The sequence below is a fragment of the Streptomyces sp. NPDC008139 genome, from assembly GCF_042957025.1.
Classification (GTDB): domain Bacteria; phylum Actinomycetota; class Actinomycetes; order Streptomycetales; family Streptomycetaceae; genus Actinacidiphila.
On sequence record NZ_JBIBHM010000006.1, the window covers coordinates 79,456 to 102,914 of the forward strand.

Genomic DNA, 23,459 nt, shown 5'->3' on the forward strand with positions numbered 1-23,459 from the left:
CCGAGGTTATTTGGTGGCGTATGTCCGGGAAAGTCAGGCGGTGCCCGTGCCCACGAGCGAACGCGGGCCCGACGCGGCGGCCGTGGCCCCCGCCAGCGCCGTGTCCGCGAGCCGTTCCCGCTCCAGGGTGCGGCGGAACGGCCCCTCGGCCGCCGCCAGTTCCGCGTAGCCGCCGCGCTGCACGACCCGTCCCCGCTCCAGCACCACGATCTCGTCGACCGCGCCGCCCGCGAGACCGGCCAGCCGGTGGGTGATCAGCAGCGTCGTACGGCCGCGCGTGGCGGCCAGCAGATCGGCGGTCAGGGCGTCGGCGGTGGCCAGGTCGAGGTGTTCCGCAGGCTCGTCCAGGACGAGGACGGGGAAACGGGCGAGCAGCGCGCGGGCCAGGGCGAGGCGCTGGCGCATGCCGCCGGACAGCCGGGCACCGTGTTCGCCGACGAGGGTGTCCAGGGCGATGTCCAGCCGGGCGGCGGCCAGCGCGTCCCGCAGTTCGCCGTCGTCCGCGCCGGGGCGGGCGAGCCGCAGATTCTCCCGGACGGTGCTGTCGAAGACGTGCGCGTCCTGGGCGCACAGGCCGACGAGGCGGCGTACGTCGTCGCCGTCCAGGGCCGCCGCGTCCTGCCCCGCCAGCGTGTACGTGCCCGACTCGGTGTCCAGGAACCGCAGCAGTACGTGCGCGAGCGTCGTCTTGCCCGCGCCCGAGGCGCCGACGACCGCGATCCTGCGGCCCTCGGTGAGGGTGAGGCCGACGCCGTCCAGCGCCGGTACGTCCTGGCCCGGGTGGCGGGCCGTCACCTCCCGTACGACCAACGGGAACGGTGACGCGGGCGGGGTCGCGGGCCGCTCCGGCTCGCGTACGGGCAGCGGCGCGTCCAGCACCTCGCTCACCCGCGCCGCCGAGCGCCGGCTCCGCTGCCGCTGCTGGGCCGCGAGCGGCATCCCGGCGACGGCCTCGAAGGCGGCCAGCGGCGTCAGGACGAGCACGGCCAGCGCGACGCCCTGGAGGTGGTGGCCGCTGACGGCCCGGACGCCGACGTACGCGCACGCCGTCACCGTCACCCCGCTGACCAGCGCGGTCAGTCCGGCGCCGAGCGCGGTGGCGGCGGCCGAACGGGCGGCGATCCGGGTGAGCGTACGGTCGGCGCGCGCGGCGTCGGCGCGGCGGCGCGGGAGGGCGCCCGCCACGGTCAGTTCGGCGGTGCCGGTGAACAGGCCGAGGACGCGGGCGGACAGTTCGCCCCTGGCGGGCGCGAGGCGCGCCTCGGTACGGCGGGCGACGGCGGCCGACAGCGCGGGGACGGCCACGCCGGCGGCGAGCAGCCCGCAGGCCAGGATCAGCCCGGCGGCGGGCAGCAGCCAGCCGGTGAAGGCCGCGGTCGCCACGGACACGAGGCCGCCGGTCAGCGCGGGCAGCAGCCACCGCAGGTAGTGGTCCTGGACGGCGTCCACGTCCGCGACCAGGCGCGAGAGGAGGTCACCGCGGCGCGTCCCGCCGAGTCCCGCGGGCGCCAGCCGCTCCAGCCGCCGGAACACCGCCACCCGTACCCCGGCCAGCGCCCGGAACACCGCGTCGTGCGCCACCAGCCGCTCGCCGTAACGGAACACGGCCCGCCCGATCCCGAACGCCCGCGTCGCCGTCACGGCCACCATCAGATACAGCACCGGCGGCTGCTGCGACGCCCGGCTGATCAGCCACCCCGACGTCGCCATGAGCCCCACGGCCGACAGCAACGCCGCCGCCCCCAGCCCGACGGCCCCCACGAACCGCCCCCGCGCGCCGCCACCACGAACGCGCAGCACCTCCGGCCCGGACCGCCCCAACACCCCCACAGCCGCCCGCCGCACCCGCAGCCCCACCCGCCGGACAACCCCGCCATCCGCCCGCTCGGCCGCCACGACAGCCGCTTGCGCCGCGCCCGGCTCGCCACCCCCCGCAGAGACCACCGCCGCGCGAGCCGCCGCCACGACAGGCGCGGGCTCGGACGGGGTGACGTCCCCCCCGGACCACACCCCCGTGACAGCCGCGCCGCCAGGCACCAGACCCGTCCCCGCAGACCCCCCGCCACCGTCGCCCGCGCGAGCCGCCGCCACGACAGGCGCGGGCTCGGACGGGGTGACGTCCCCCCCGGACCACACCCCCGTAACGGCCGTGCCCCCAGGCACCAGACCCGTCCCCGCAGACGCCCCGTCCCCCGCCGCGACCGGGTCGCCGTCGACGGCGGAGATGCGGGGCGGGCGGAGGGGGAGGACTTTGGTGGCGAGGGGGAGGAGGGCGGGGCGGTGGGCGATGAGGAGGACGGTGCGGGTGGCGGTGAGGCGGTGGAGGGTCGTGACGATCTCGGCCTCGGTGGCACCGTCGAGGTTGGCGGTGGGCTCGTCGAGGAGGAGCAGGGGGCGGTCGGCGAGGAAGGCGCGGGCCAGGGCGATGCGCTGGCGCTGACCCGCGGAGAGGTTCGCGCCGTCCTCGGTGAGGACGGTGGCGGGGGAGACGAAGGAGAGCGCGTCGGCGTCGGCGAGCGCGGTACGTACGGCGGCGTCGTCGGCGTCGGGCCGGGCGAGCCGTACGTTGTCGGCGACGGTCCCGGCGAACAGGTGCGGGTGCTGGGGGACCCAGGCGATCCAGCGGTGCCAGTCGGCCGGGTCGATCGCGGCGAGGTCGGTGTCGCCGACCAGAATCCGCCCCTCGGCGGCGGGAACGAAGCCGAGCAGCGCGTTGAGCAGGGTCGTCTTCCCCACCCCGCTGGGCCCGGTGACGGCCACCGTCTCACCCGGCGCGAGGGTGAACGTCGTCGCGGCCAGCGACCCGCCCTCCCGTACGACAAGCCCCTCGACCGTGATCGCGGCACCCCGCGGATCCGGCGCGGCGGCCCGCCCCCGTACCGCACCCGCCCCGGTCCGCGGCGAGGTCTCCAGTACCTCGAAGACCTGCTCCGCCGCCGCCAGGCCCTCGGCTGCCGCGTGGTACTGCGCGCCCACCTGCCGCAGCGGCAGATACGCCTCGGGCGCGAGGATCAGCACCAGCAGGCCCGTCCGCAGGGACAGCTCGCCGTGGACGAGCCGCATGCCGATCCCGACCGCGACCAGCGCGACGGAGATGGTGGCGAGCAGTTCGAGGACGAAGGAGGACAGGAACGCGATCCGCAGCGTCTTGAGCGTGGCCCGCCGGTACTCGCCGGTGATGGCGCGGATGTTGTCGGCCTGCGCCTTGGCCCGGCCGAAGACCTTGAGCGTGGGCAGCCCCGCGACGACGTCGAGGAAGTGCCCGGACAGCCGGGCCAGCAGCTTCCACTGCCGGTCCATCCGCTCGCGGGTCGCCCAGCCGACCAGCACCATGAACAGCGGGATCAGCGGCAGCGTCACCGCGATGGTGGCGGCCGAGATCCAGTCGGCGGTGACGATCCGGGCCAGCACGACCGCGGGCACGACCACCGCGAGGCCGAGCTGCGGCAGATACCGCGAGAAGTAGTCGTCCAGCGCGTCGATCCCGCGGGTGGCGAGCGTGGTCAGCTCACCGCTGCGCCGCCCGGTCAGCCAGCCGGGGCCGAGCGCGGTGGCCCGCTCCAGCAACTGCCCGCGCAGCTGCGACTTCACCGCGGCCCCCGCCCGGTGCGCGCACAGCTCGGTGAGCCAGCCGACCAGCGCGCGCCCGACGGCGACCGCCACCAGCCACGCGAGCGTCCCGCGCAGCTCCCCGGCACCCTCCCCGTCCCGGAACCCGCCGACCACCACATCGGCGATCAGCACCGCCTGGGCGATGATCAACCCCGCCCCGGCCAGCCCGAGCAGCACCGCCCCGGCGAGGAAGACCCGGGTCGTACGCGCGTACCGCAGCAGTCGCGGATCGACAGGTTTCACGTGGAACATCTCCCTTCGGTCAGTGACCGGCTGTCAGTGACCGGCTGTCAGTGACCGGCTATCAGTGATCGGCCCTCAGCGATCGGCCCTCAGCGATCAGTCGCGTCAGTGACCGGTCGCCGCGCCCGCGATGTGCTGGGTGCCGATGCGCTTGCGGAAGACCCAGTACGTCCAGCCCTGGTAGAGCAGGACGAGGGGCGTGGCGATGCCCGCGCACCACGTCATGATCCGCAGCGTGTACGGCGTGGAGGAGGCGTTGGTGACGGTCAGGCTCCAGGCGTCGTTCAGCGACGACGGCATGACGGCGGGGAAGAGCGTCAGGAAGAACATGGCGATGGTCGCCGCGACCGTGACGCCGGACAGCGCGAACGACCAGCCCTCGCGTCCCGCGAGATTGGCGCCGAGGGCCCCGACCAGGGCGGCGACGGCGACGATCAGCGCGGGCAGGCTGCGGCCGTCGCCGTGCGCGGCCTGGGTCCAGATCAGGAAGGCCAGCGCGAGGAGCGCGGTGAGCACGCCGACGCGGGTGGCCAGCGCGCGGGCGCGGTCGCGGATGTCGCCGAGGGTCTTGAGCGAGGCGAAGACGGCGCCGTGGAAGGTGAAGAGGCTCAGGGTGACGAGTCCGCCGAGGATCGAGTACCCGTTGAGCAGGTCCCAGAAGTTGCCGACGTACTCCTTGTTCGCGTCGATCTTCACACCCCGCACGATGTTCGCGAAGGCGACGCCCCAGAGCAGCGCCGGGACCAGGGAGGTCCAGAAGATCGCGTTCTCCCAGTTGCGCTGCCAGCGCTCGTCGTCGCGCTTGGCGCGGTACTCGAAGGCGACGCCGCGCACGATCAGGCAGAACAGGATGATCAGCAGCGGCAGGTAGAAGCCGGAGAAGAGGGTGGCGTACCAGTCGGGGAAGGCCGCGAAGGTCGCGCCGCCCGCGGTGAGCAGCCACACCTCGTTGCCGTCCCAGACCGGGCCGATGGTGTTGATCAGGACCCGCTTCTCGGTACGGTCGCGGGCCAGCAGCTTGGTCAGGACGCCGATCCCGAAGTCGAAGCCCTCAAGGAAGAAGTAGCCGGTCCACAGGACCGCGATGAGGACGAACCAGACGTCGTGCAGATGCATGTCGCACTCCTCTCAGTCAGTACGGAACAGTCGGTACGGATCAGTCAGCACGGATCAGTCGGTACGGACGCTCAGTACGAGAAGGCCATCGGGCGGTCGGCGTCCGCGCCGTCGTCGTCGCCGCCGATGCGGGTGGGGGAGCGGCGGTCGTCGTCGGTGAGCTCCGGCGGACCCGCCTTGGCGTACTTCAGGAGCAGCCGCACCTCGACGACGGCGAGGGCCGCGTAGAGGAGGGTGAAGACGATCAGGGAGGTGAAGACCTCACCGGTGGAGACCGTGGGGGAGACCGCGTCGCGGGTGCGCAGGACGCCGTAGACCACCCAGGGCTGGCGGCCGGTCTCGGTGAAGATCCAGCCCCAGGAGTTGGCGATCAGCGGGAAGACCATGGTCCACAGGGCGATCCACCAGTACCAGCGCGTGAGCCGGGGGCCGATCTGCCCGTTCCTGGTGAGCATCAGGTGCGGGACCTCGTCGTCGCCCGTGCGGTGCGCGGGCGCCAGCCAGAACTTGCGGCGGGTGAGCCACAGGCCGGCCGCGCCGACGCCGATCGAGACGACGCCGAAGCCGATCATCCAGCGGAAGCCCCAGTAGGCGACGGGGATGTTCGGCCGGTAGTCGCCGGGGCCGTACTTCGCCTGCTCTTCCTTGTTGACGTCGTTGATGCCGCCCACGTAGGCGTTGAAGTTGTCGGTGGCCAGGAAGGACAGCAGGTTCGGAATGTCTATGGCCACCTTGTTGTGGCCCTTGTTGACGTCGCCGACCGCGAAGATCGAGAAGGGCGCGCCCTTCTGGCCGTCCCACAGCGCCTCGGCGGCGGCCATCTTCATCGGCTGCTGCTTGAACATGACCTTGCCGAGGGTGTCGCCGCTGATCGCGGTGAGCGCGCCCGCGACGACGGCGACGACGAGGGCCAGCCGCAGTGAGGAGCGCATCACGGAGATGTGCTGCTTGCGGGCCAGGTGGTAGGCGGCGATCCCGATCATGAACGCGGCGCCGGTGAGGAAGGCGGCGGACATGGTGTGGAAGAACTGCGCCAGCGCGGTGTCCTGGGTGAGCACCGCCCAGAAGTCGGTGAGTTCTGCGCGCTTGGTCGTCGGGTTGTAACGGTAGCCGACCGGGTGCTGCATCCAGGAGTTGGCGGCCAGGATGAAGTACGCGGACAGGATCGTCCCGATCGAGACCATCCAGATGCAGGCGAGGTGGATCTTCTTCGGCAGCTTGTCCCAGCCGAAGATCCACAGGCCGATGAAGGTGGACTCGAAGAAGAAGGCGATCAGCGCCTCGAAGGCGAGCGGGGCGCCGAAGATGTCGCCGACGAAGCGCGAGTAGTCCGACCAGTTCATGCCGAACTGGAACTCCTGGACGATGCCCGTCACCACGCCCATGGCGATGTTGATCAGGAAGAGCTTGCCCCAGAACTTGGTGGCCTTCAGGTACTTCTCGTTGCCGCTGCGCACCCACGCGGTCTGGAGTCCGGCCGTGAGCGCGGACAGCGAGATCGTCAGCGGCACGAAGAGGAAGTGGTAGACGGTCGTGATGCCGAACTGCCATCGGGCGACGTCCAGTGGACCCATTGCGAGTTGCACGATCCGTCTCCTTTTCTCCTACAACCCGATCAGCTTGTGAACGTGAATACATTCACAAGCTCAGTATCACGCACAGCAGTTCGCCCCCTGCAACCGGGGGGTCGCAAGGGGCGAAAGTGCAGGTGGGAGTGGGTTTCGGAGGATCGTGCCGACGGGCGCGCCGCCGCGTCACAGCTCCTTGCGGAAGCTTTCGGCGGTCCGCAGCAGCAGATCGTTGGCCTCGGTCTCGCCGATGGTGATCCGTACGCCCTCGCCCGCGAAGGGGCGGACGGTGGTGCCGGCCCGCTCGGCCGCCGCCGCGAAGTCCGTGGTGCGCTCCCCCAGCCGCAGCCAGACGAAGTTGGCCTGCGTCTCGGGCACCGTCCAGCCCTGCGCGGTCAGCGCCTCGACCACCCGGGTCCGCTCGGTGACCAGGCCCGCGACCCGCTCCAGCAGCGCCGGCTCCGCGCGCAGGCTGGCGACCGCCGCGTCCTGCGCGAGCTGGCTGACGCCGAAGGGCACCGCCGTCTTGCGCAGCGCAGCCGCCACCGGCTCGTGCGCCACCGCGAAGCCGACCCGCAGGCCCGCCAGGCCGTACGCCTTGGAGAAGGTCCGCAGCACCGCCACATTCGGACGGTCCCGGTACAGATCGATTCCATCGGGAACATCGGGGTCGGTGATGAATTCGCGGTACGCCTCGTCCAGCACCACCAGGACGTCGGACGGCACCCGGTCGAGGAATCGTTCCAGCTCGGCCCGGCGCACCACCGTGCCGGTCGGGTTGTTGGGATTGCAGACGAAGATCAGCCGTGTACGGTCGGTGACCGCCGCCGCCATCGCGTCCAGGTCGTGCACCTCGTCCGCGTCCAGCGGCACCTGCACCGGCAGCGCGCCGCTGATCCGGGTGATGATCGGATACGCCTCGAAGGACCGCCAGGCGTAGATCACCTCGTCACCGGGGCCCGAGGTCGACTGGAGCAACTGCTGGGCCACACCGACCGAGCCGGTGCCGGTCGCCACGTGCGCCTCGGGCACGCCGAAACGTCCCGCCAGCTCGGCGGTCAGCGCCGAGCAGGCCAGGTCGGGATAGCGGTTGAACGTGGCCGCGGCGGCGGTGGCCGCCTCCAGCACACCGGGCAGCGGAGGGTACGGGTTCTCGTTGGAGGACAGCTTGAAGGCGGGCCCGGCCTGGGCACCGCTCTCGTCCACGGCCGGGGGTCGCCCGGGCTTGTACGTGGGGATGCCGTCCAGTTCCGCGCGCAGCTTGGGGGTCATGGCCACACCCTACGAGTGCCCGCGCCCCCTGTGGAGGTGCGGTACCCCACACCCCCGCCGCCGCACAGAACGGCTCCCGCCGGGGTGCGCCTGGGCGGGGCGGTTCCCCGCCGAACACGCCTGCGCGAAGGGCCGCGCCCCTACGGCGCCGCTACGCGGTGGGGTCCGCCGCCGGGTGCGCCTGCGCGAAAGGTCGCGCCGCCGGGGTGCGATTGCGTAGGTGGGTTCGCCGGTAGCCGGCGAGCCAAAGGCGGCGCCGGTATCGAAAGCGACGATGAGCAGGAAGCGAGGAACGAGCGACCGTCGAAGAGAAGCGTCGATACCGGGTCTGAGCCGCCGGAGGCGAGAAGGCGGCCAAAAAAAGCACCCCGCGTCCCTCGTAGGAGTGAGTTGACGTCACTCCTATCGGTGGACCAATGGACGGGCATCGGCCGCACCCGCGCCGGTATCACCCACAAGGCACGCCCTGCCGCCTGCATATTCCACTTTGCATACGGGGTTCGATCTTGCAGAAACCTATCTTCTTGGGGGTAGAAGCGGCAGGCGCCGACCGGACCAGCGCCGTCCTAATATCGGCAGGCCATGACAGCAGCAGGGAACCACCAGGCGAGCCGGCCCATCGGACGCCGGCTTGAGCGGGCGGGCATCAGGGACGTCGCCGCCGCCGCCGGAGTCTCGATCACGACTGTCTCCGACGCACTCAACGGCAAGGGCCGACTGCCCGACGCCACCCGCCGCCATGTGCGCGAGGTCGCCGACCGGCTGGGCTACCGCCCGTCCGCCGCCGCCCGCACACTGCGCACCGGCAGATCGGGCCTGATCGGCCTGACCGTGACGACCTACGGCGAAGAACCGTTCACCTTCACCGAATTCGCGTACTTCGCGGAGATGGCCAGGGCCGCCACCTCCGCCGCCCTGGCCCGCGGCTACGCCCTGGTCATCCTGCCCGCCTCCTCCCGGCACGACGTGTGGGGGAACGTGGCGCTGGACGGCACCGTCGTCATCGACCCCTCCGACCACGACCCGCTGGTCGCCGAACTGGTCCGGCAGGGCGTCCCGGTGGTCAGCGACGGCCGCCCGGCGGGCAGCGTGCCCGTGCACGCCTGGGTCGACAACGACCACGAGGCCGCCGTCCTCGGCATCCTCGACCACCTCGCCGCCGCGGGCGCCCGCCGGATCGGCCTGCTCACCGGCACCACCACCGACACGTACACCCGGCTGTCCACCACCGCGTATCTGGAGTGGTGCGAGCGGGTCGGCCAGGAGCCGGTCTACGAGTCGTATCCCGCGCACGACCCGCGGGCGGGCGCGGTCGCCGCCGACCGCTTACTGGCGCGGCCCGACCGTCCCGACGCCGTCTACGGGCTCTTCGACCCCAACGGCACCGATCTGCTGGCCGCCGCCCGCCGTTACGGCCTGCGCGTGCCCGACGACCTGCTGCTGGTCTGCTGTAGCGAGAGCACCGTCTACGCCAGCACCGAGCCGCCGATCACCACGCTGTCGCTGAAGCCGCGGCGGATCGGTACGGCGGTCGTGCAGTTGCTCATCGACGCCATCGAGGGCGTCGGCGGCGCGCATCCCGTACAGCAGGTGATGCCGACCGAGTTGATCGTCCGCACCTCTTCGCAGCGGCGTGCGCACCGCACGACGGTCAGTCATCCGCGGGGGCCCGCAGGCGGCTGAGGAAGAGCGGCCGTCCGGCCGGACGGCTCTGCCGGGCACCCCCGCGAGTGATCGGCCGAACGGGTGACCGAGCCCCCGCCGACGGCCGGAAGACGAATCGTGCGGGCGTACGAGGGAGCTAAGGGATGGTTTGTCTGCGCCCTGCGAAAACCAGGTGCCTGGGTATGTCACAACGCGACAGCGTCATTCCTATGATGGGCGGATGGCGGCGCGATCGTGGAGGGGTCGATGACTCAGGGGGCAGGTCAGGGACCCGAGCCCGGGACTTCGGAAGGCTGGCGTCCCGAGGCGTCCGCGTACGTGTCCGGGCACGAGCCGACGGCCGGTTTCGGCACGGCTCCGGCGTTTGAGCCGACGGTCGGATTCGAGCCGCGCGGCGGCTACGGGGAGACGTCCGGCGGATACGGCGGGGCCGCGGCGCCGGCTCCGGCTCCGACGGAACCGGCTCCCGTGCTGGTCGATTCGGCTCCGGCTCCGGCCGACACGGGGGCAGCGGTCCCGGCCGCCGCGCCCGTACCGTCCGTGCCGTCGGCGACCACCGACGGGACGGGTGTGGCACCGGCGTACGAACCGGCCCGCGCCGCCGTACCACCGGCGCCGCCCGCGTACGACAGCGCGCCGCCCGCACAGCGGCCCGCCGCGTACGAGCCGACGCGACCCGACGCGCCCCTGGTCCCCGCGGACTACACGCCGACCGCCCACGACCTGCCGGTGATCACCGCGGACGGCGCGGCGGGCGACCGGCCGGGACCGCTGTACGTGGTCGGCGATGTGCACGGCTATCTGGACGAGTTGCTGGCGGCGCTCGGCGAGTGCGGCCTGGTGGACGAGGAGGGCCACTGGGCGGCGGGCAGCGCCCGGCTGTGGTTCCTCGGCGACTTCACCGACCGCGGCCCCGACGGCATCGGCGTCATCGAACTGGTCATGCAGCTCTCGGCGGAGGCCGCGGCGGCGGGCGGCTACTGCCGTGCCCTGATGGGCAATCACGAACTGCTGCTGCTCGGCGCGCACCGCTTCGGCGACACCCCCGTCAACTCCACGGGCGGCACCGCCTCCTTCCTCGCCGCCTGGCGGCTCAACGGCGGCCAGCCGACCGACATGGACCGTCTTGAGGACCGCCATCTGACCTGGATGTCCCGGCTGGACGCGGCCCACGTCACCGACGGCCACCTGTTGGTGCACTCCGACACCACCGCGTATCTGGACTACGGCAGCAGCGTCGAGGAGATGAACGACACGGTCACCGGCGTGCTCCAGCGCGGCGACGCCGACGAGTGCTGGGACCTGTTCCGCAAGCTCACCAAGCGGTTCGCCTTCCGCGGCGACGGCGGGCCGCAGGCCGCCCGCGAACTGCTCGGCACCTACGGCGGCAACCGCGTCGTGCACGGGCACAGCCCGATCCCGTACCTGCTCGGTGAGGTCGGCGGCGAATATCCGGCCGACGGCGAGGAGCGGGTGCACACCGTCAACGGACCGATGGTCTACGCGGAGAATCTGGCGGTGGCGATGGACGGCGGCGTCACGATGGACGGACGGCTGCTGGTCGCCCAACTGCCGCTGGTGGGTTAGCGGGTCCGTCGCGCTCCGCGCGGCGGGCCAGGCGTTTCGCGCGGCGGGCCAGGCACTTCGCCGTGCCGGCCCGGCGTTTCGCGGTCGGGCCCGCTCCGGAAGGTACGGCCGGGGAGCGCGCCGGGGCTTCCCGCGCGGCGTCTTTGGGGTGGCGTGTCGGTGTCCGGCACATTTCGCGCCGTCAGATTTCCTGGTTGCACCCTGTCACGGTCTCGCCTCCCCGCTCTACCATCGCTGTATCCGTAGGCACGCCGCTCTCCGCGTACTCGGCCGACCGGGCCGGTTCCCCTCAGGGAACACCGGCCGCGCTCGGGGAGTCGGAGCATCGGGGGATGCACATGACCAGCGCTCCACATCTGCTCACCGAAGACCGCCCGGACTTTGAACGCGCGCTGGACGAGGCGCTGCGCACGGTCCTGCGGGATCACGAACCCGACCGTGAGCGGGCCCTCGGGCCGGACGGCGGGGACGTGGAGGAGAGCCGCCCCGCCTCGCGGCGGGCGAACCACTCCGACGGTCACTCCGCCCTGAACAGCGAGCAGTTGCGCACCCTGGCGCTCGGCGCGGCCGAACTCATCGGCGACGCGGCGACCGCCGAGTACGAGACGTACCGCGGCGTCCGGGAGGCGTCGCGGGAGGCCGCCCGCGAGTCGGCGCGCGTCCGCGACAACCGGTCCTTCGGCTACGCGGCGATGGGCGTCGCGGAGGGCGCGGGCTCCGGCGCGGGCCTGATCGCCGTCCTCGCCGTCCTGACGCCGCTGCTCGCGGGCGCCGCCGCGGTGATCTTCCTGCTGATCGGTTACGCGCTGCGCGCGATGGCCCCCGAACCCGCCATCGCGTCGCCGCTGCGCACCGCGGGCTGGCTGTTCGCCGCCGTCACCGCCGCGTCGATACTGCTCGGCGCGGTCGGACTGCTGCTCACGGCGCTGCGCGACGGCTCCTCCGCCATACACGACTCGCCCGACGCGTTGCCGCCCGAGGTCGCCGACGCGCGCGACGCCTGGTACCGGGCGCTGCTGGAGCGCGGGATGCTGCCCTTCCTGGAGGACGCGGCGGCCGGCGCGGCGCTCGCCCCGACCACCGCCCACGAGCCGCCGCGCGGCCCTGCGGTGAGCCCGGTGCCCGGCCCCGCCACCGGGCAGGACCTCAGCCGCATGCCGCGACTCGGCTACTCCCGCCCGGACTTCAGCAGCCCGGCGCCCGACCCGGCCGCGCCGCTGCCGCCCGCCGCACCGCGCTTCTCCGGTCCGCGCTACAGCAGTCCTGACTTCACCAGCCCGGACTTCGGCGGCCCCGACAACACGCCCGAGTAGGGGCCGGTCCTGCGCAGCGTCGGGACGGCGGGGCCCGCCGTACCGGGCGCCGTCGTCGCGGACGCCGTCGTCGCGGACGCCGTCGTACCGGGTGCTGTCCCGGCGGGCCCCGCCAGGCCGGGCGCCGTCACGGCGGGCATGAACATCAGCACTCTGCGCCGGGGATCGTGCGCCGGGGACGACACGAGCATGCGGACCCGCTGGACGTAACCGCCGGCCGGTGGCCGCAGCAGCCGTACCTGGCCGTCGTGGTGCAGCGCGACCCGGGTGGACTCGCTCTCCGCCTGCCACAGCCGGGCCAGTTCGGGGTCCTCGCGCAGTTCGGCGATGACGCGGAGCAGCTCCTGGTCGGGCCCGGTCTGCGGCTGGTGGTGCGCGGTCTGCGCCTGGAGCCGGAGCTGGCGCAGGAACGCCGTCGCCCAGCCGGTCCGCCACTCGGCGCACAACTGCCGTGCGTACGGCGCGAAGAGCACGAAGCGCAGCAGATTCGCGGGCGGCGGCTGGCCCGCGGGCTCGAAGAGCTGGCGCCACGCCTGGTTGGTCTCCAGAATCCGCCAGGCGCCGTCCACGGTGAGGGCGGGGACCTGGAGCGCGTGGAGGTACGACGTCCAGCCGGTGACGGCCTCGGGGTCGGGTTCCGCCGGGCCGCGCGGCGGGTAGCCGCCGGTGACGATGAACCACAGCTCGTCGCGCTTGCGCGAGTCCAGCCGCAGCGCGTTGGCGAGGCTGTCGAGGCGGTGGGCGGGGATGGGGCGTCCGCAGCCCTCCCAATCCTGGTAGAGACGCGGTGATATGCCCAGGCGCTGGGCCACCGCGTGCTGGCTCAGGCCCGGCGGGCGGTAGCCGTTGTGGCCCGTGATGGGCTCGGGTTCGCCCGCGAAATTTCTGCGGGCCTCGCGCAGGAACTCCTGGATCAGCGGTGGGTCCTCGTCGGAACGACGGTCCATGGCTTGTCCCCCGGATCTTCTCGGCTGCCGCGTCCTTGGGCGTGAGGGGTCACCCCGGCGTCCGCGGCCTGCGATTTCGCGCCCCCGCTCATGCTAAGCGGGGATGCTCGCGAGCCGCCGGAATCGCCTTGTCCACATCGGGCACTGTCCCAAGTGCGACACACTTCGGTGGTGGGGTGGTGGGGTGGTTCACCAGTACGGTGGGGTGGTCGTCGCGGTGGGGTGGTCGCGCGGGTGCGGTGGTCGTCCCCGTGCGGTGGTCGTCCCGGTGCGGTGGATGGACGGTGGCGGCCCCTGGCCGTACGGTGCGGCCCGCGGGGGTACGGTGCGGCCGGTCAGAGGTCGTCCGGGTCGAGCAGCCGGGCCAGCTTCATGCCGACCTCGAAGCGGCTGGAGACCTGGAGCCGTTCCATCAGCTTGGTCATCACGCGCTGCACGGTGCGCCGGGCGACGCCCAGCGTCCTGGCGATGCGGTCGTCGCTGTAGCCGTTGGCCATCAGCCGGATGATGGTCCGCTCCTGGTCGGTGAAGTCCGTGGCGGCGCCGGTGTCGTCGTCGCTGTCGGGGGCGGGGGCGGGGGTGCCTTGGCCGCCGCGCGCCATGTGCGGCATCGGCTTCGCCCGCAGCCAGTAGTCCTCGTAGACCGAGACGTACGAGCGGGCCAGCACCGCGCCGCGCACCAGCGTCATCGACGACCGTACGTGCGGGACGCCCGGCAGGACGACGGTGTGCCGGTCCACCACCAGCAGGTCGTGCGGGCCGTGGTCGATCAGCCGGACGCCGACGCCCACGTCGGTCAGGTCGTTCAGATACTTGCTGTACTTCGGGATCTGGAGCAGCGAGCGCGGGTACAGGGCGCGGACCCGCACCCCGCGCCGTACCATCGCCGCGTCCCCGGCCAGGGAGTGCTCCAGCACCGCCATGTCCTGCGGCATCGGGCCCGGGTGCAGCGAGTCCACGGACTCCCGCGCGGTGGCGTCGATGTCGGCCAGCGCGCTCATCCTGGTCTCCAGGTCCTCGAAGTTCTGGACGACCACCTGCTCCTGGAGCCGCGCCGCCGCCGGCCGGAACACCGTCAGCAGCGCCTGCGTCGTCTCACTGAGCTCCGCCGCGTTCCGCAACTGCGCCGCGGCCGTGCCCAGATACGTGTCCATCGCCACCGCCAGCGCGGCGTCCGGGTCGACGGTCTCGACCCGCCCCTCCACCAGCCGGACCAGCCCCATGCCCTCCAAGGTCCGCAGCCCCGACTCCAGCCGCCCCTCGTCCAGCCCCACCAGCCCTGCCAGCCCCGCGTACGGAGCGCCACCGCCGTTCGCCACCGCCGTATAGATCACGACGGCGGACTCGATATCCCGCCCCTCACCCCTCGCCTGCCCCATCCCCTGCCCTCTTCCCCACCCACCACCCGACCCGCCCGATTCTCCCCCACCCCCCTTTTCCCCCAACAGCCCGTCCACAGGTCCTCACCGAGGCGCCCCTCGTGCTGTTCGCCGAGCAGCGCCGGCGGGGCCGCCGCAAGCTGCGCCACAAGGCCGGAGCCGCCTCCGCCGGCCTCCCGTACGCGCGGAAGCGGCCGTACACAAGCCGAGGGCCCCGACATATCGCGCCGGGGCCTTCGGCTTCAGGCTAGTGCGTGGCCGTTGCCCGAAGTGGCCGTCAGCATCGGGGCGGGCTCAGGCGGCCGCGACGCCGAGGGACACCAGGACGATCTGGACCGCCACCGCCCCGGCTCCGGTCCACGACCAGCGGTCGTACGGCGCTGTCGTGCGGTTGATCCAGCAGGTGGGTACCTCCCCGGCAAGCGGCAACCCGCGCGCCGTCGCGCCCATGGCGAGAAAGGCACAGCACGCGACGGCCCCTGCCAGGGCGCCCCCGGTGCGCAGCAGGCCGGGTGCGACGAACGTCATCCCGACCCAGCCGAGCATGGCGGGCGGCAAACAGGCCAGCGCCCCGGCCAGCAGTCCCGCCTCGGGACGGTCCCGCACCAGCCGAACCGTGGCGCGCAGGGCCTCGTCCCGTGCCGAGGGCCGTTCGTACGGAACGCAGTTCGGACAGCGCACGTCCTCACCGCACTGCACGCACAACACGAGGGCCCTGCCGCAGCCCTCGCACGGGTCGCCCACCTCGTACGACGGTCCCCGTGCCCGTAACCGCAATGCTTCTCGCAGGCTCACCGGGGCACCTCGCCAGCGGTGTCGTCGGAGCACACGGCCCAGACGAGTTTCCCGACGCCCAAGCGTTCACTCACTCCCCAGCGTCCGGCGGTCAGTACGTCGACCAGGGCCAGGCCGCGCCCGGATTCGGCGTCCACGGACGGCTCCCGGGCTTCGGGCCGGACGCTGTTGGCGTCATGCACCTCGATCCGCAGCGCGCCGTCCGTCAGCCGCTCGTACCGGGTCTCGACCAGCCGGTCCGCCGGCCCGCGCGCGTGCCGCACGGCATTGGTGAACAACTCCGACAGGACAAGTACGGCGGTGTCCGCCAGTCCGGTCATGCCCCACTCGCCCATGTGACCCAGCAGCGCATGCCGCGCCTTGGCCACATTGCGGGGGTCGCGGCGCCACCGATGCACCGCGACCGAAGGACGCCCCTCCAGCACTCCCGTCCTCACCGCACAGCCCCCGTACGTCCGCAATGGCGGTGAATGAACTCGCGCATGTCAGCCCGCTCTCGTCAGGTCGGCCACACCACCGGATCGTTCACCCGGTCGCGCGGATCTCACCCTCAAAACCCTTGCGGCGATAGCCTGCTGAACCCATCCCACGTCCCTATGGGGTCGTCCTATATTTGAGGTATGGGGGATACTCCCGGGATCCTGTGGTCCCACCCGCAATTGGCGGCAGCGGTCACCGGTGAGGACTGGGGCGCCGTCTTCCGTACGTACCGAAAGCTCACCGGCCTGAGCCAGACCAAGCTCGGCGCACGCGTCGGACTCGTCCAACCCGATGTCTCCGACATCGAGCGCGGCAATCGCCGCGTGACCTCGACCGAAGTACGCCAGCGCATCGTGGACGGCTTGGGTATCCCCGCCGCCCTCAACTCCCATATGAGACAACGGCATTCGCCCGAGGCACCCGTATCGGGCCTGGCCCTGCCCGGGATAGCACCAGACGAAGACCTGTTGGTACGGGTCACCAGTGTTGTCGACACCTCGCGCCGGGTGGACGCGCCCACGCTCGACTGGCTCGACCGACTGCTGGCCGAACACCGCAGGGCCGAGGACGAGATCGGATCACGCCCGCTCGTCGATGTCATGCGTCACCAACTGCGCACAGTCGTCGACTTGTACGCGGGCGCCCGTGGCCCGCTGGCCGACCGTGTCGTACGGCTCGCTGCCGAACACGCCCAGTTCCTCGCGTGGATGGCGCAGGACCAGGACGATGCGGCCACGGCGTTGGCCTGGTACGACCGCTCCCACGAATGGGCGTTGGAAGCTGGAGACGCCAACATGGCGGCCACGACCCTCAATATGAAGGCCCACATGGCCTGGTCGAGGGGCCGCGGCACGCGATGCGTCAAGCTCGCCGAAGCCTCGCGTTGGTCGGCTCCTGGCACCTCGCTCGGCGTACAGGGGATGGCCACGCAAATGGCGGCTCGCGGGCACGCCCTCAACGGCGAAGCCGACGACGCCCACCGACTGCTGGACGAAGCCCAGGACATCATCAGCCGGGCGGCCGCGCGCCCGGAGGACGAACCGGTCTGGATGTACTTCTACGGCGAGACCTGGTTCACCCTGCAACGCGGCATGGCGGCCATGCACCTCCACGACTGGCGGTCGGCCGTCGGCCACCTCACGGCCGGGCTCGGCGCCCTGCCGGACGACTTCCGGCGCGACAAGACCTGGTATCGCACCTGCCTCGCCCATGCTCTCGCCGCGTCAGGCGAATCAGCGCGCGCCGCCACTGTGGCCCTGGCGAGCGTCCCGGACGCCTCCGACATCGGCCGCCCGCACTCATGGAACGAACTCCACACCACCGCTGCGGTACTCATGCGGCGAGGAGCGAAGGAGGGCCGTCAGTTGGCGACCGTTCTCAAAGACAACGACTGATCAACACCACATCGACCCGGTGAGGGCCCCGGTATATCGCACCGGGGCCTCCACCGGTCGAGGTCAGTCGGTCAGGGGGAGGTAGACGCGGTTGCCCGCTGCTGCGAACTCCTTGGACTTCTCCAGCATGCCCGCCTCGATGTCGGCGTCGGACGCCGATGAGGCCAGGTCGGGTGCGAACCGCTCTGTGATGCTTTTACTGATTTTCATGGAGCAGAATTTCGGGCCGCACATGGAGCAGAAGTGGGCGGTTTTGGCGGGCTCGGCGGGGAGCGTCTCGTCGTGGAAGGCGCGAGCGGTGGCGGGGTCGAGGGCGAGGTTGAACTGGTCTTCCCAGCGGAATTCGAAGCGCGCGTCGGAGAGGGCGTCGTCCCACGCCTGAGCGCCCTCGTGGCCCTTGGCGAGGTCGGCGGCGTGGGCGGCGATCTTGTAGGTGATCACGCCGGTCTTGACGTCGTCGCGGTCGGGCAGCCCGAGGTGTTCCTTGGGGGTGACGTAGCAGAGCATCGCGGTGCCCCACCAGGCGATCATCGCGGCGCCGATGCCGGAGGTGATGTGGTCGTAGGCGGGGGCGATGTCGGTGGTGAGCGGGCCGAGCGTGTAGAACGGGGCCTCTTCGCAGATCTCCTGCTGGAGGTCGATGTTCTCCTTGATCTTGTGCATGGGCACGTGCCCGGGGCCCTCGATCATCGTCTGCACCTGGTGCTGCTTGGCGATGGTGTTCAGCTCGCCGAGGGTGCGCAGTTCGGCGAACTGCGCCTCGTCGTTGGCGTCCGCGATGGAGCCGGGGCGCAGACCGTCGCCGAGCGAGTACGTGACGTCGTACGCGGCCAGGATCTCGCACAGCTCCTCGAAGTGCGTGTAGAGGAAGCTCTCCTGGTGGTGCGCCAGGCACCACGCGGCCATGATCGAGCCGCCGCGCGAGACGATGCCGGTCTTGCGGCGGGCGGTCAGCGGGACGTAGCGGAGCAGCACGCCCGCGTGCACCGTCATGTAGTCGACGCCCTGCTCGGCCTGTTCGATGACGGTGTCACGGTAGACGTCCCAACTCAGCTCCTCCGCGCGGCCGTCGACCTTCTCCAGCGCCTGGTAGAGCGGGACGGTGCCGATGGGGACGGGGGAATTGCGCAGCACCCACTCGCGGGTGGTGTGGATGTTGCGGCCGGTCGACAGGTCCATGACCGTGTCGGCGCCCCAGCGGGTGGCCCAGGTCATCTTGTCGACCTCCTCCTCGATGGAGGAAGTGACCGCCGAATTGCCGATGTTGGCGTTGACCTTCACCAGGAACCGCTTGCCGATGATCATCGGCTCGATCTCCGGGTGGTTGATGTTGGCGGGCAGTACGGCCCTCCCTGCGGCGATCTCGTCCCGGACGATCTCGGACGGGACGTTCTCGCGCAGCGCGACGTACTCCATCTCCGGCGTGATCTCACCCCGCCTGGCGTAGGCGAGTTGGGTGACCGGCGTTCCGGTACGGCCCCGGCGGGGGAGCCGGGGCCGGCCGGGGAAGACCGCGTCGAGATTGCGGAGTCCGCCGCGCGGCGAGGTGTGCTTGAGGCCGTCGTCCTCGGGGCGGACCGGTCGTCCCGGGTACTCCTCGGTGTCGCCGCGCGCGATGATCCAGTGCTCCCGGAGCGGGGCGAGCCCGCGCCGGACGTCCGTCTCCACGGACGGATCGGTGTACGGGCCCGACGTGTCGTACAGCGTCACGTCGTTCCCATTGGTGAGGTGCACCTGCCGGACCGGCACCCGCAGGTCCGGCCGCGATCCGATGACGTACGACTTGTGCCAGCCGATGTCCCGTACGGGACCGTCCACTTCGGTACGGTTCGAGCCGTCCGACTCCGTACGGTTCGAGCCGTCCGCTTCCGTGTGATTCGAGGCGACCGACTCCGTACGGTTCGAGGCGACCGACTCCGTACGGGCGGATTCGTCCCCGTCGGATCCAGGCGTGTGTGCGTCCTGCATGGTCATGAGACCCACTCCCTACGCCGGCATTACCCGGTAACAGGTTCAGCGGTCGGCGCAGCGTTCGTCCCGGCGGTCATGCCGTGCCGGCAACAGGTTCAGCGCCCTCTCAGCCCGGTGCTCCGAGCTCCCGCGTTTGCAAAGGTGCCCCCACGGTAGCCGTTCGGCGAGGACAGGCACCAGGGATCTTGCGATGATCAGCCCGTGGAAGAGCCCCCGCAGAGCCCAAGTCCCGGCCCCGGACCCGGCCACGGCCCTGGCCCCGGCGCGAGCCACGGGCACAGTCACGGACACAGCCACAGTCATGGCCATGGTCACGGCCCCGTGCCGCCGGTCTCCCAGCACCTGCGCAAAGTCATCGCCGCGATCCTGGTCCCCTTCGCCGCCGCCGTCGTCGTCGGCCTGATCGTGCTGTGGCCCGGCGGCGCGCCCCAACACGCCCGCAGCGGCGTCGGCTTCGACCAGCAGACCCGGCAGGGCAAGGTGGTGCGGCTGGTCGACGTGTCCTGCAAGGCGGAGAACGCGGGGCAGTCGTCGTCGGCCGCGAGCGACACCTGCCAGAAGGCCACCATCGAGGTCGAGTCGGGGCCCGACAAGGGGACGACCTTCACCGAGATCGTGCACCCCGACCAGTCCCGCCGCTACACCAAGGGCCAGGGCGTGGTCCTCGCGTACGCGCCCAACGCCCCCGCCGGGCTGCGCTATTCGGTCACCGACGTGGACCGCGGCTTCCCGCTCGCGCTGCTCGCCGGGATCTTCGCGGTCGCGGTGATCGTCGTCGGACGGCTGCGCGGTCTGATGGCCCTGATCGCACTGATCGTCTCGTTCGGGATCTTGACCCTCTTCATCCTTCCGGCCATCCTCCGCGGCGACAATCCGCTGCTGGTGGCGGTGGTCGGCGGCAGCGCCATCATGCTCATCGCGCTGTACATGTGCCACGGCGTCAACGCCCGCACCTCGGTGGCCGTCCTCGGCACGCTCTGCTCACTGCTGCTGATCGGCGTCCTGGGCTCGGTCTTCATCGACTGGGCGCGGCTGACCGGCAACACCTCGGACGAGACGGGCGTGATCCACAGCCTCTATCCCGGCATCGAGATCAAGGGCGTCCTACTCGCGGGCGTCATCATCGGCTCGCTCGGCGTGCTCGACGACGTCACCGTCACCCAGACCTCGGCGGTGTGGGAGCTGAAGGACGCCGATCCCGGCGCGAATTGGCGCAAACTCTACGGCGCCGGAATGCGGATCGGCCGCGACCACATCGCCTCGGTGGTCAACACCTTGGTGATGGCGTACGCGGGCGCCGCGCTGCCGCTGCTGCTGCTCTTCTCGATCGCGCGCAGCGGCGTCCTGCGGGTGGCCAGCAGCGAACTGGTGGCGGAGGAGATCGTCCGCACCCTGGTGGGCAGCATCGGCCTGGTCGCCTCGGTGCCGCTGACCACGGCCCTGGCGGCGTTGGTGGTCAGCGCCGACCGGCACGAAAGGAGCGGCGGCAAGGACGGTGACGACAACGGCGGCAAGGGCGCGACCGTCCCCGCCGGACCTACCAGTCCCGCCCCGACCCGGAGGAGCCACCGCCGCCGCCGGTGACCCGCTTGACGACCAGCACCAGCGCCCCGACCAGGACCACGAACACGATCACCTTGAAGAGCAGTCCGAAGACGATGCTCACCAGGCTGGCGATCAGCGAGCCGAAGATGATCAGCGCGATGACCGGGATGGCCACCCACTTCACCCACCACGGCAGGCCCTTCAGCAGCTTCTCCATGATGTCCTCGGTCTCCTTCTCCTTCTCGGGTCCTGGCGGTGTTCCGCCGATACTTCGACTGTAGGGCCACCGATGTCTCCGGCGGAGGGCCAGGAGGCCGGATACGACCCTGAACGCACCCTTAGGGCTCCGGGGGTGAGAAGACCACCATGACCCTGAGGTCCTCGGTGATGTGGTGGAAGCGGTGCGGGGTCCCAGCCGGTACGTAGACGACGCTGCCGCGACCCACGGTGGTCGTCTCCTCCCCCACGGTGATCGCCGCCCGGCCGCTGACCACCAGGTAGATCTCGTCCTGGGCGTGCGGCTGCTGGGGGTCGTTCTCCCCGGCCTTGAGCGCGTAGAGCCCGGCCGACATGGTGCGTTCGCGCAGGAAACGGAGATACGCCCCCTCGTTGGCGGCCCGCTCCGCGTCCAGGTCGTCCAGCCGGAACACCTTCATCGCGTACTCCCCTTGTCCGGACTCCGTCCGGTACTTGTCCGGTCTCTTGCTTGCGTGATCAGTTCTGCGACGATCACACCATGAAGAATTTCATCGTCAAGACCTTGGCGAACGCCGGTGCCCTCGCGGTCGCTGTCTGGCTGCTCAAGGACATCACGCTCACCGGTGACAGCACCTGGCACAAGGTCCTCACCCTCATCCTCGTCGCCCTGGTCTTCGGCGTCGTCAACTGGCTCGTGAAGCCGGTCGTGAAGGTTCTGTCCTTCCCGCTGTTCATCCTCACCCTCGGGCTGATCACCCTGGTGGTGAACGCCCTGATGCTGCTCCTGACCTCCTGGCTGGCCGACAAACTCAGCCTCGACTTCCACGTCCACGGCTTCTGGACCGCGGTGCTCGGCGGTCTGATCATCAGCATCGTCTCCTGGGCGCTGGCCGTCGTCCTTCCGGACGACGAGTGACCAGTCACCACCCTGAGAAGGGGACCGGGCAGGGGGCGGCACAGGGGATCGAGCGGGGGACCGACCAGGGGGCCGCAGGACACGAAGCGGCACAGCGGGCGGCCGAACGGCATCAGGCCGCCCGGCCGGAGGCCGCAGGCGACAGCACCCGCAGCGTGCACGCGGGACGGCCCCCGGCGACCGCGTACGAACCGTCGCTCCCCGGCCCGGTCTTCGTCTCGCACTACCACCTGCCGGGCGAGGCCAGCGGCCCGTACACGTACGGCCGGGACGAGAATCCGACCTGGGAGCGGCTGGAGGCGGCCGTCTCGGAGCTGGAGTGCCCCGGCGACCCGGCCGCCGCGACGCTCGCCTTCGCCTCCGGCATGGGCGCGGTCGCCGCGGTGCTGTTCTCCCAGGTGCGGGCGGGCGACACCGTGGTGCTGCCGTCCGACAGCTACCAGGCGACGCGCTCGCTGCGGGACCGCCTGGAGTCGTACGGCGTGACGGTACGGCTCGCGCCGACCGTCGGCGACGGGCAGCTCGCGGCGCTGGAGGGCGCGCGGCTGGTGTGGCTGGAGACGCCGTCGAATCCGGGCCTTGACGTGTGCGACATCCGCCGGCTGTCGGACGCCGCGCACGCGGCGGGCGCGCTGGTCGCCGTCGACAACACCCTCGCGGGACCGCTCGGGCAGCGCCCGCTCGCCCTGGGCGCGGACTTCTCCGTGGCCAGCGGCACCAAGGCGCTCAACGGGCACGGTGACCTGCTGATGGGCTACGTCACCACGCGCGACGCCGGGCTGAACGCGAGCGTGAGGCAGTGGCGCAAGACGGTCGGCGCCATTCCGGGGCCGATGGAGGCGTGGCTCGCCCACCGTTCGCTGGCGACGCTCGCCCTGCGCGTGGACCGACAGTCCGCGAACGCGCTCACCCTCGCGAGTGAGCTGCTGAACCGCGCCGAGGTGACGGACGTACGTCACCCGGGCCTGCCGTCCGACCCCGCGCACGCGGTGGCCGCCACCCAGATGCGGCGCTTCGGTAGCGTCGTCTCCTTCACCCTCCCCGACCGCGCCCACGCCGAACGCTTCCTGGCCGCGCTGCGCCTCACCTCAGAGGCCACCAGCTTCGGCAGCGTCGAGAGCACCGCGGAGCGCCGGGGACGGTGGGGCGGCGACGCCGTACCGCCCGGCTTCGTCCGCTTCTCGGTGGGCGTCGAGGACCCGGAGGACATCGTGGCCGATGTGCTGCGCGCGCTGGACGAAGCGGCGTCTTCGTAAGGGTGAGCGCGGGCGCCGGGGGCCGAGGCGCGTCTTCGTACGTGTGAGGGCGCGGTCGTCCGCGCGCCGAGCCGCGTCTTCGTACCGGTGAAGGCGTGGTCGTCCGCGTGCCGAGGCGCGTCTTCGTACGGGTGAAGGCGTGGTCGTCCGCGCGCCGAGGCGCGTCTTCGTACGGGTGAGGGCGCGCGGGCGCACGGCGCCA

The 23,459-nt window shown here is 71.6% G+C and carries 18 protein-coding genes and 1 riboswitch; of the genes, 7 read left to right on the top strand and 11 right to left on the bottom strand.

The features are described 5' to 3' along the window. Positions 1-33: 33 nt before the first annotated feature. From cydD to hisC, 4 genes are all read right to left on the bottom strand, one after another. A complete protein-coding gene (gene cydD / locus ACFZBB_RS13960) occupies positions 34-3,855 on the bottom strand; it encodes a thiol reductant ABC exporter subunit CydD (protein ID WP_391121333.1) in 3,822 nt (1,273 codons plus the stop codon). Positions 3,856-3,960: 105 nt separating this feature from the next. Then, a complete protein-coding gene (gene cydB / locus ACFZBB_RS13965) occupies positions 3,961-4,971 on the bottom strand; it encodes a cytochrome d ubiquinol oxidase subunit II (RefSeq protein ID WP_391121337.1) in 1,011 nt (336 codons plus the stop codon). 71 nt (positions 4,972-5,042) lie between these two features. After that, positions 5,043-6,545, bottom strand: coding sequence for a cytochrome ubiquinol oxidase subunit I (locus tag ACFZBB_RS13970; protein ID WP_391122237.1), 1,503 nt, complete (start codon positions 6,543-6,545; stop codon positions 5,043-5,045). Between the two features lie 180 nt (positions 6,546-6,725). After that, the gene (hisC, locus tag ACFZBB_RS13975; RefSeq protein ID WP_391121340.1) at positions 6,726-7,811 is read right to left on the bottom strand and encodes a histidinol-phosphate transaminase; all 1,086 of its coding nucleotides are present in this window, start codon (positions 7,809-7,811) and stop codon (positions 6,726-6,728) included. A 582-nt stretch (positions 7,812-8,393) separates the two neighbouring features. Here hisC and ACFZBB_RS13980 point away from each other — a divergent pair. The 3 genes from ACFZBB_RS13980 to ACFZBB_RS13990 all read left to right on the top strand — a co-directional run bounded on the left by ACFZBB_RS13980 (position 8,394) and on the right by ACFZBB_RS13990 (position 12,376). Further along, on the top strand, positions 8,394-9,494 hold the full coding sequence (locus ACFZBB_RS13980) for a LacI family DNA-binding transcriptional regulator (protein WP_355336624.1): 1,101 nt from the start codon (positions 8,394-8,396) through the stop codon (positions 9,492-9,494). A gap of 228 nt (positions 9,495-9,722) precedes the next feature. Beyond that, positions 9,723-11,063 carry a metallophosphoesterase gene (locus tag ACFZBB_RS13985; RefSeq protein ID WP_391121343.1) on the top strand — a complete coding sequence of 447 codons (1,341 nt, stop codon included), beginning with the start codon at positions 9,723-9,725 and terminating at the stop codon, positions 11,061-11,063. 332 nt (positions 11,064-11,395) lie between these two features. Then, complete coding sequence (locus tag ACFZBB_RS13990) at positions 11,396-12,376, top strand: hypothetical protein (RefSeq protein ID WP_391121346.1); 981 nt, start codon at positions 11,396-11,398, stop codon at positions 12,374-12,376. Here ACFZBB_RS13990 and ACFZBB_RS13995 read toward each other — a convergent pair. The 4 genes from ACFZBB_RS13995 to ACFZBB_RS14010 all read right to left on the bottom strand — a co-directional run bounded on the left by ACFZBB_RS13995 (position 12,316) and on the right by ACFZBB_RS14010 (position 15,934). Then, entirely contained in the window at positions 12,316-13,323 is a 1,008-nt protein-coding gene (locus tag ACFZBB_RS13995) for a helix-turn-helix domain-containing protein (protein ID WP_391121349.1), read from the bottom strand. The genes ACFZBB_RS13990 and ACFZBB_RS13995 overlap by 61 nt on opposite strands. 335 nt (positions 13,324-13,658) lie before the next feature. Beyond that, positions 13,659-14,702, bottom strand: a complete 1,044-nt coding sequence (locus ACFZBB_RS14000; RefSeq protein ID WP_391121352.1) for a LuxR C-terminal-related transcriptional regulator — start codon at positions 14,700-14,702, stop codon at positions 13,659-13,661. A gap of 294 nt (positions 14,703-14,996) precedes the next feature. Beyond that, a complete protein-coding gene (locus tag ACFZBB_RS14005) occupies positions 14,997-15,308 on the bottom strand; it encodes a hypothetical protein (RefSeq protein ID WP_391121355.1) in 312 nt (103 codons plus the stop codon). Between the two features lie 185 nt (positions 15,309-15,493). Next, positions 15,494-15,934, bottom strand: a complete 441-nt coding sequence (locus ACFZBB_RS14010) for an ATP-binding protein (RefSeq protein WP_391121359.1) — start codon at positions 15,932-15,934, stop codon at positions 15,494-15,496. Positions 15,935-16,117: 183 nt separating this feature from the next. Here ACFZBB_RS14010 and ACFZBB_RS14015 point away from each other — a divergent pair, with 183 nt between their 5' ends. After that, positions 16,118-17,371, top strand: coding sequence for a helix-turn-helix domain-containing protein (locus ACFZBB_RS14015; protein ID WP_391121363.1), 1,254 nt, complete (start codon positions 16,118-16,120; stop codon positions 17,369-17,371). A gap of 63 nt (positions 17,372-17,434) precedes the next feature. Here the strand turns inward: ACFZBB_RS14015 and thiC are convergent, their stop codons facing one another. Next, positions 17,435-19,345: a phosphomethylpyrimidine synthase ThiC gene (gene thiC / locus ACFZBB_RS14020; RefSeq protein ID WP_391121365.1), complete on the bottom strand. Its 1,911-nt coding sequence runs from the start codon at positions 19,343-19,345 to the stop codon at positions 17,435-17,437. Continuing rightward, positions 19,338-19,483: riboswitch (TPP riboswitch) on the bottom strand. (Overlaps the previous gene by 8 nt.) 60 nt (positions 19,484-19,543) lie before the next feature. On the opposite strand from thiC, the gene ACFZBB_RS14025 reads away from it, so the two are divergent. Next, positions 19,544-20,926, top strand: a complete 1,383-nt coding sequence (locus tag ACFZBB_RS14025) for a YibE/F family protein (protein ID WP_391121368.1) — start codon at positions 19,544-19,546, stop codon at positions 20,924-20,926. On the opposite strand, the gene ACFZBB_RS14030 is transcribed toward ACFZBB_RS14025, so the two are convergent. Together ACFZBB_RS14030 and ACFZBB_RS14035 are read right to left on the bottom strand one after the other, a co-directional pair. Next, positions 20,880-21,104, bottom strand: a complete 225-nt coding sequence (locus ACFZBB_RS14030) for a DUF5326 family protein (protein WP_391121371.1) — start codon at positions 21,102-21,104, stop codon at positions 20,880-20,882. The genes ACFZBB_RS14025 and ACFZBB_RS14030 overlap by 47 nt on opposite strands. Positions 21,105-21,225: 121 nt before the next feature. Further along, entirely contained in the window at positions 21,226-21,543 is a 318-nt protein-coding gene (locus ACFZBB_RS14035; RefSeq protein WP_355336635.1) for a cupin domain-containing protein, read from the bottom strand. A gap of 80 nt (positions 21,544-21,623) precedes the next feature. Between ACFZBB_RS14035 and ACFZBB_RS14040 the strand changes: the two genes are divergently transcribed. Both ACFZBB_RS14040 and ACFZBB_RS14045 read left to right on the top strand, forming a co-directional pair. Next, on the top strand, positions 21,624-22,001 hold the full coding sequence (locus ACFZBB_RS14040; protein ID WP_355336636.1) for a phage holin family protein: 378 nt from the start codon (positions 21,624-21,626) through the stop codon (positions 21,999-22,001). Between the two features lie 155 nt (positions 22,002-22,156). Next, positions 22,157-23,257 (top strand): cystathionine gamma-lyase, encoded by a 1,101-nt coding sequence (locus ACFZBB_RS14045; RefSeq protein ID WP_391122240.1) that lies wholly within the window; start codon positions 22,157-22,159, stop codon positions 23,255-23,257. The last annotated feature ends 202 nt before the right edge of the window (positions 23,258-23,459 follow it).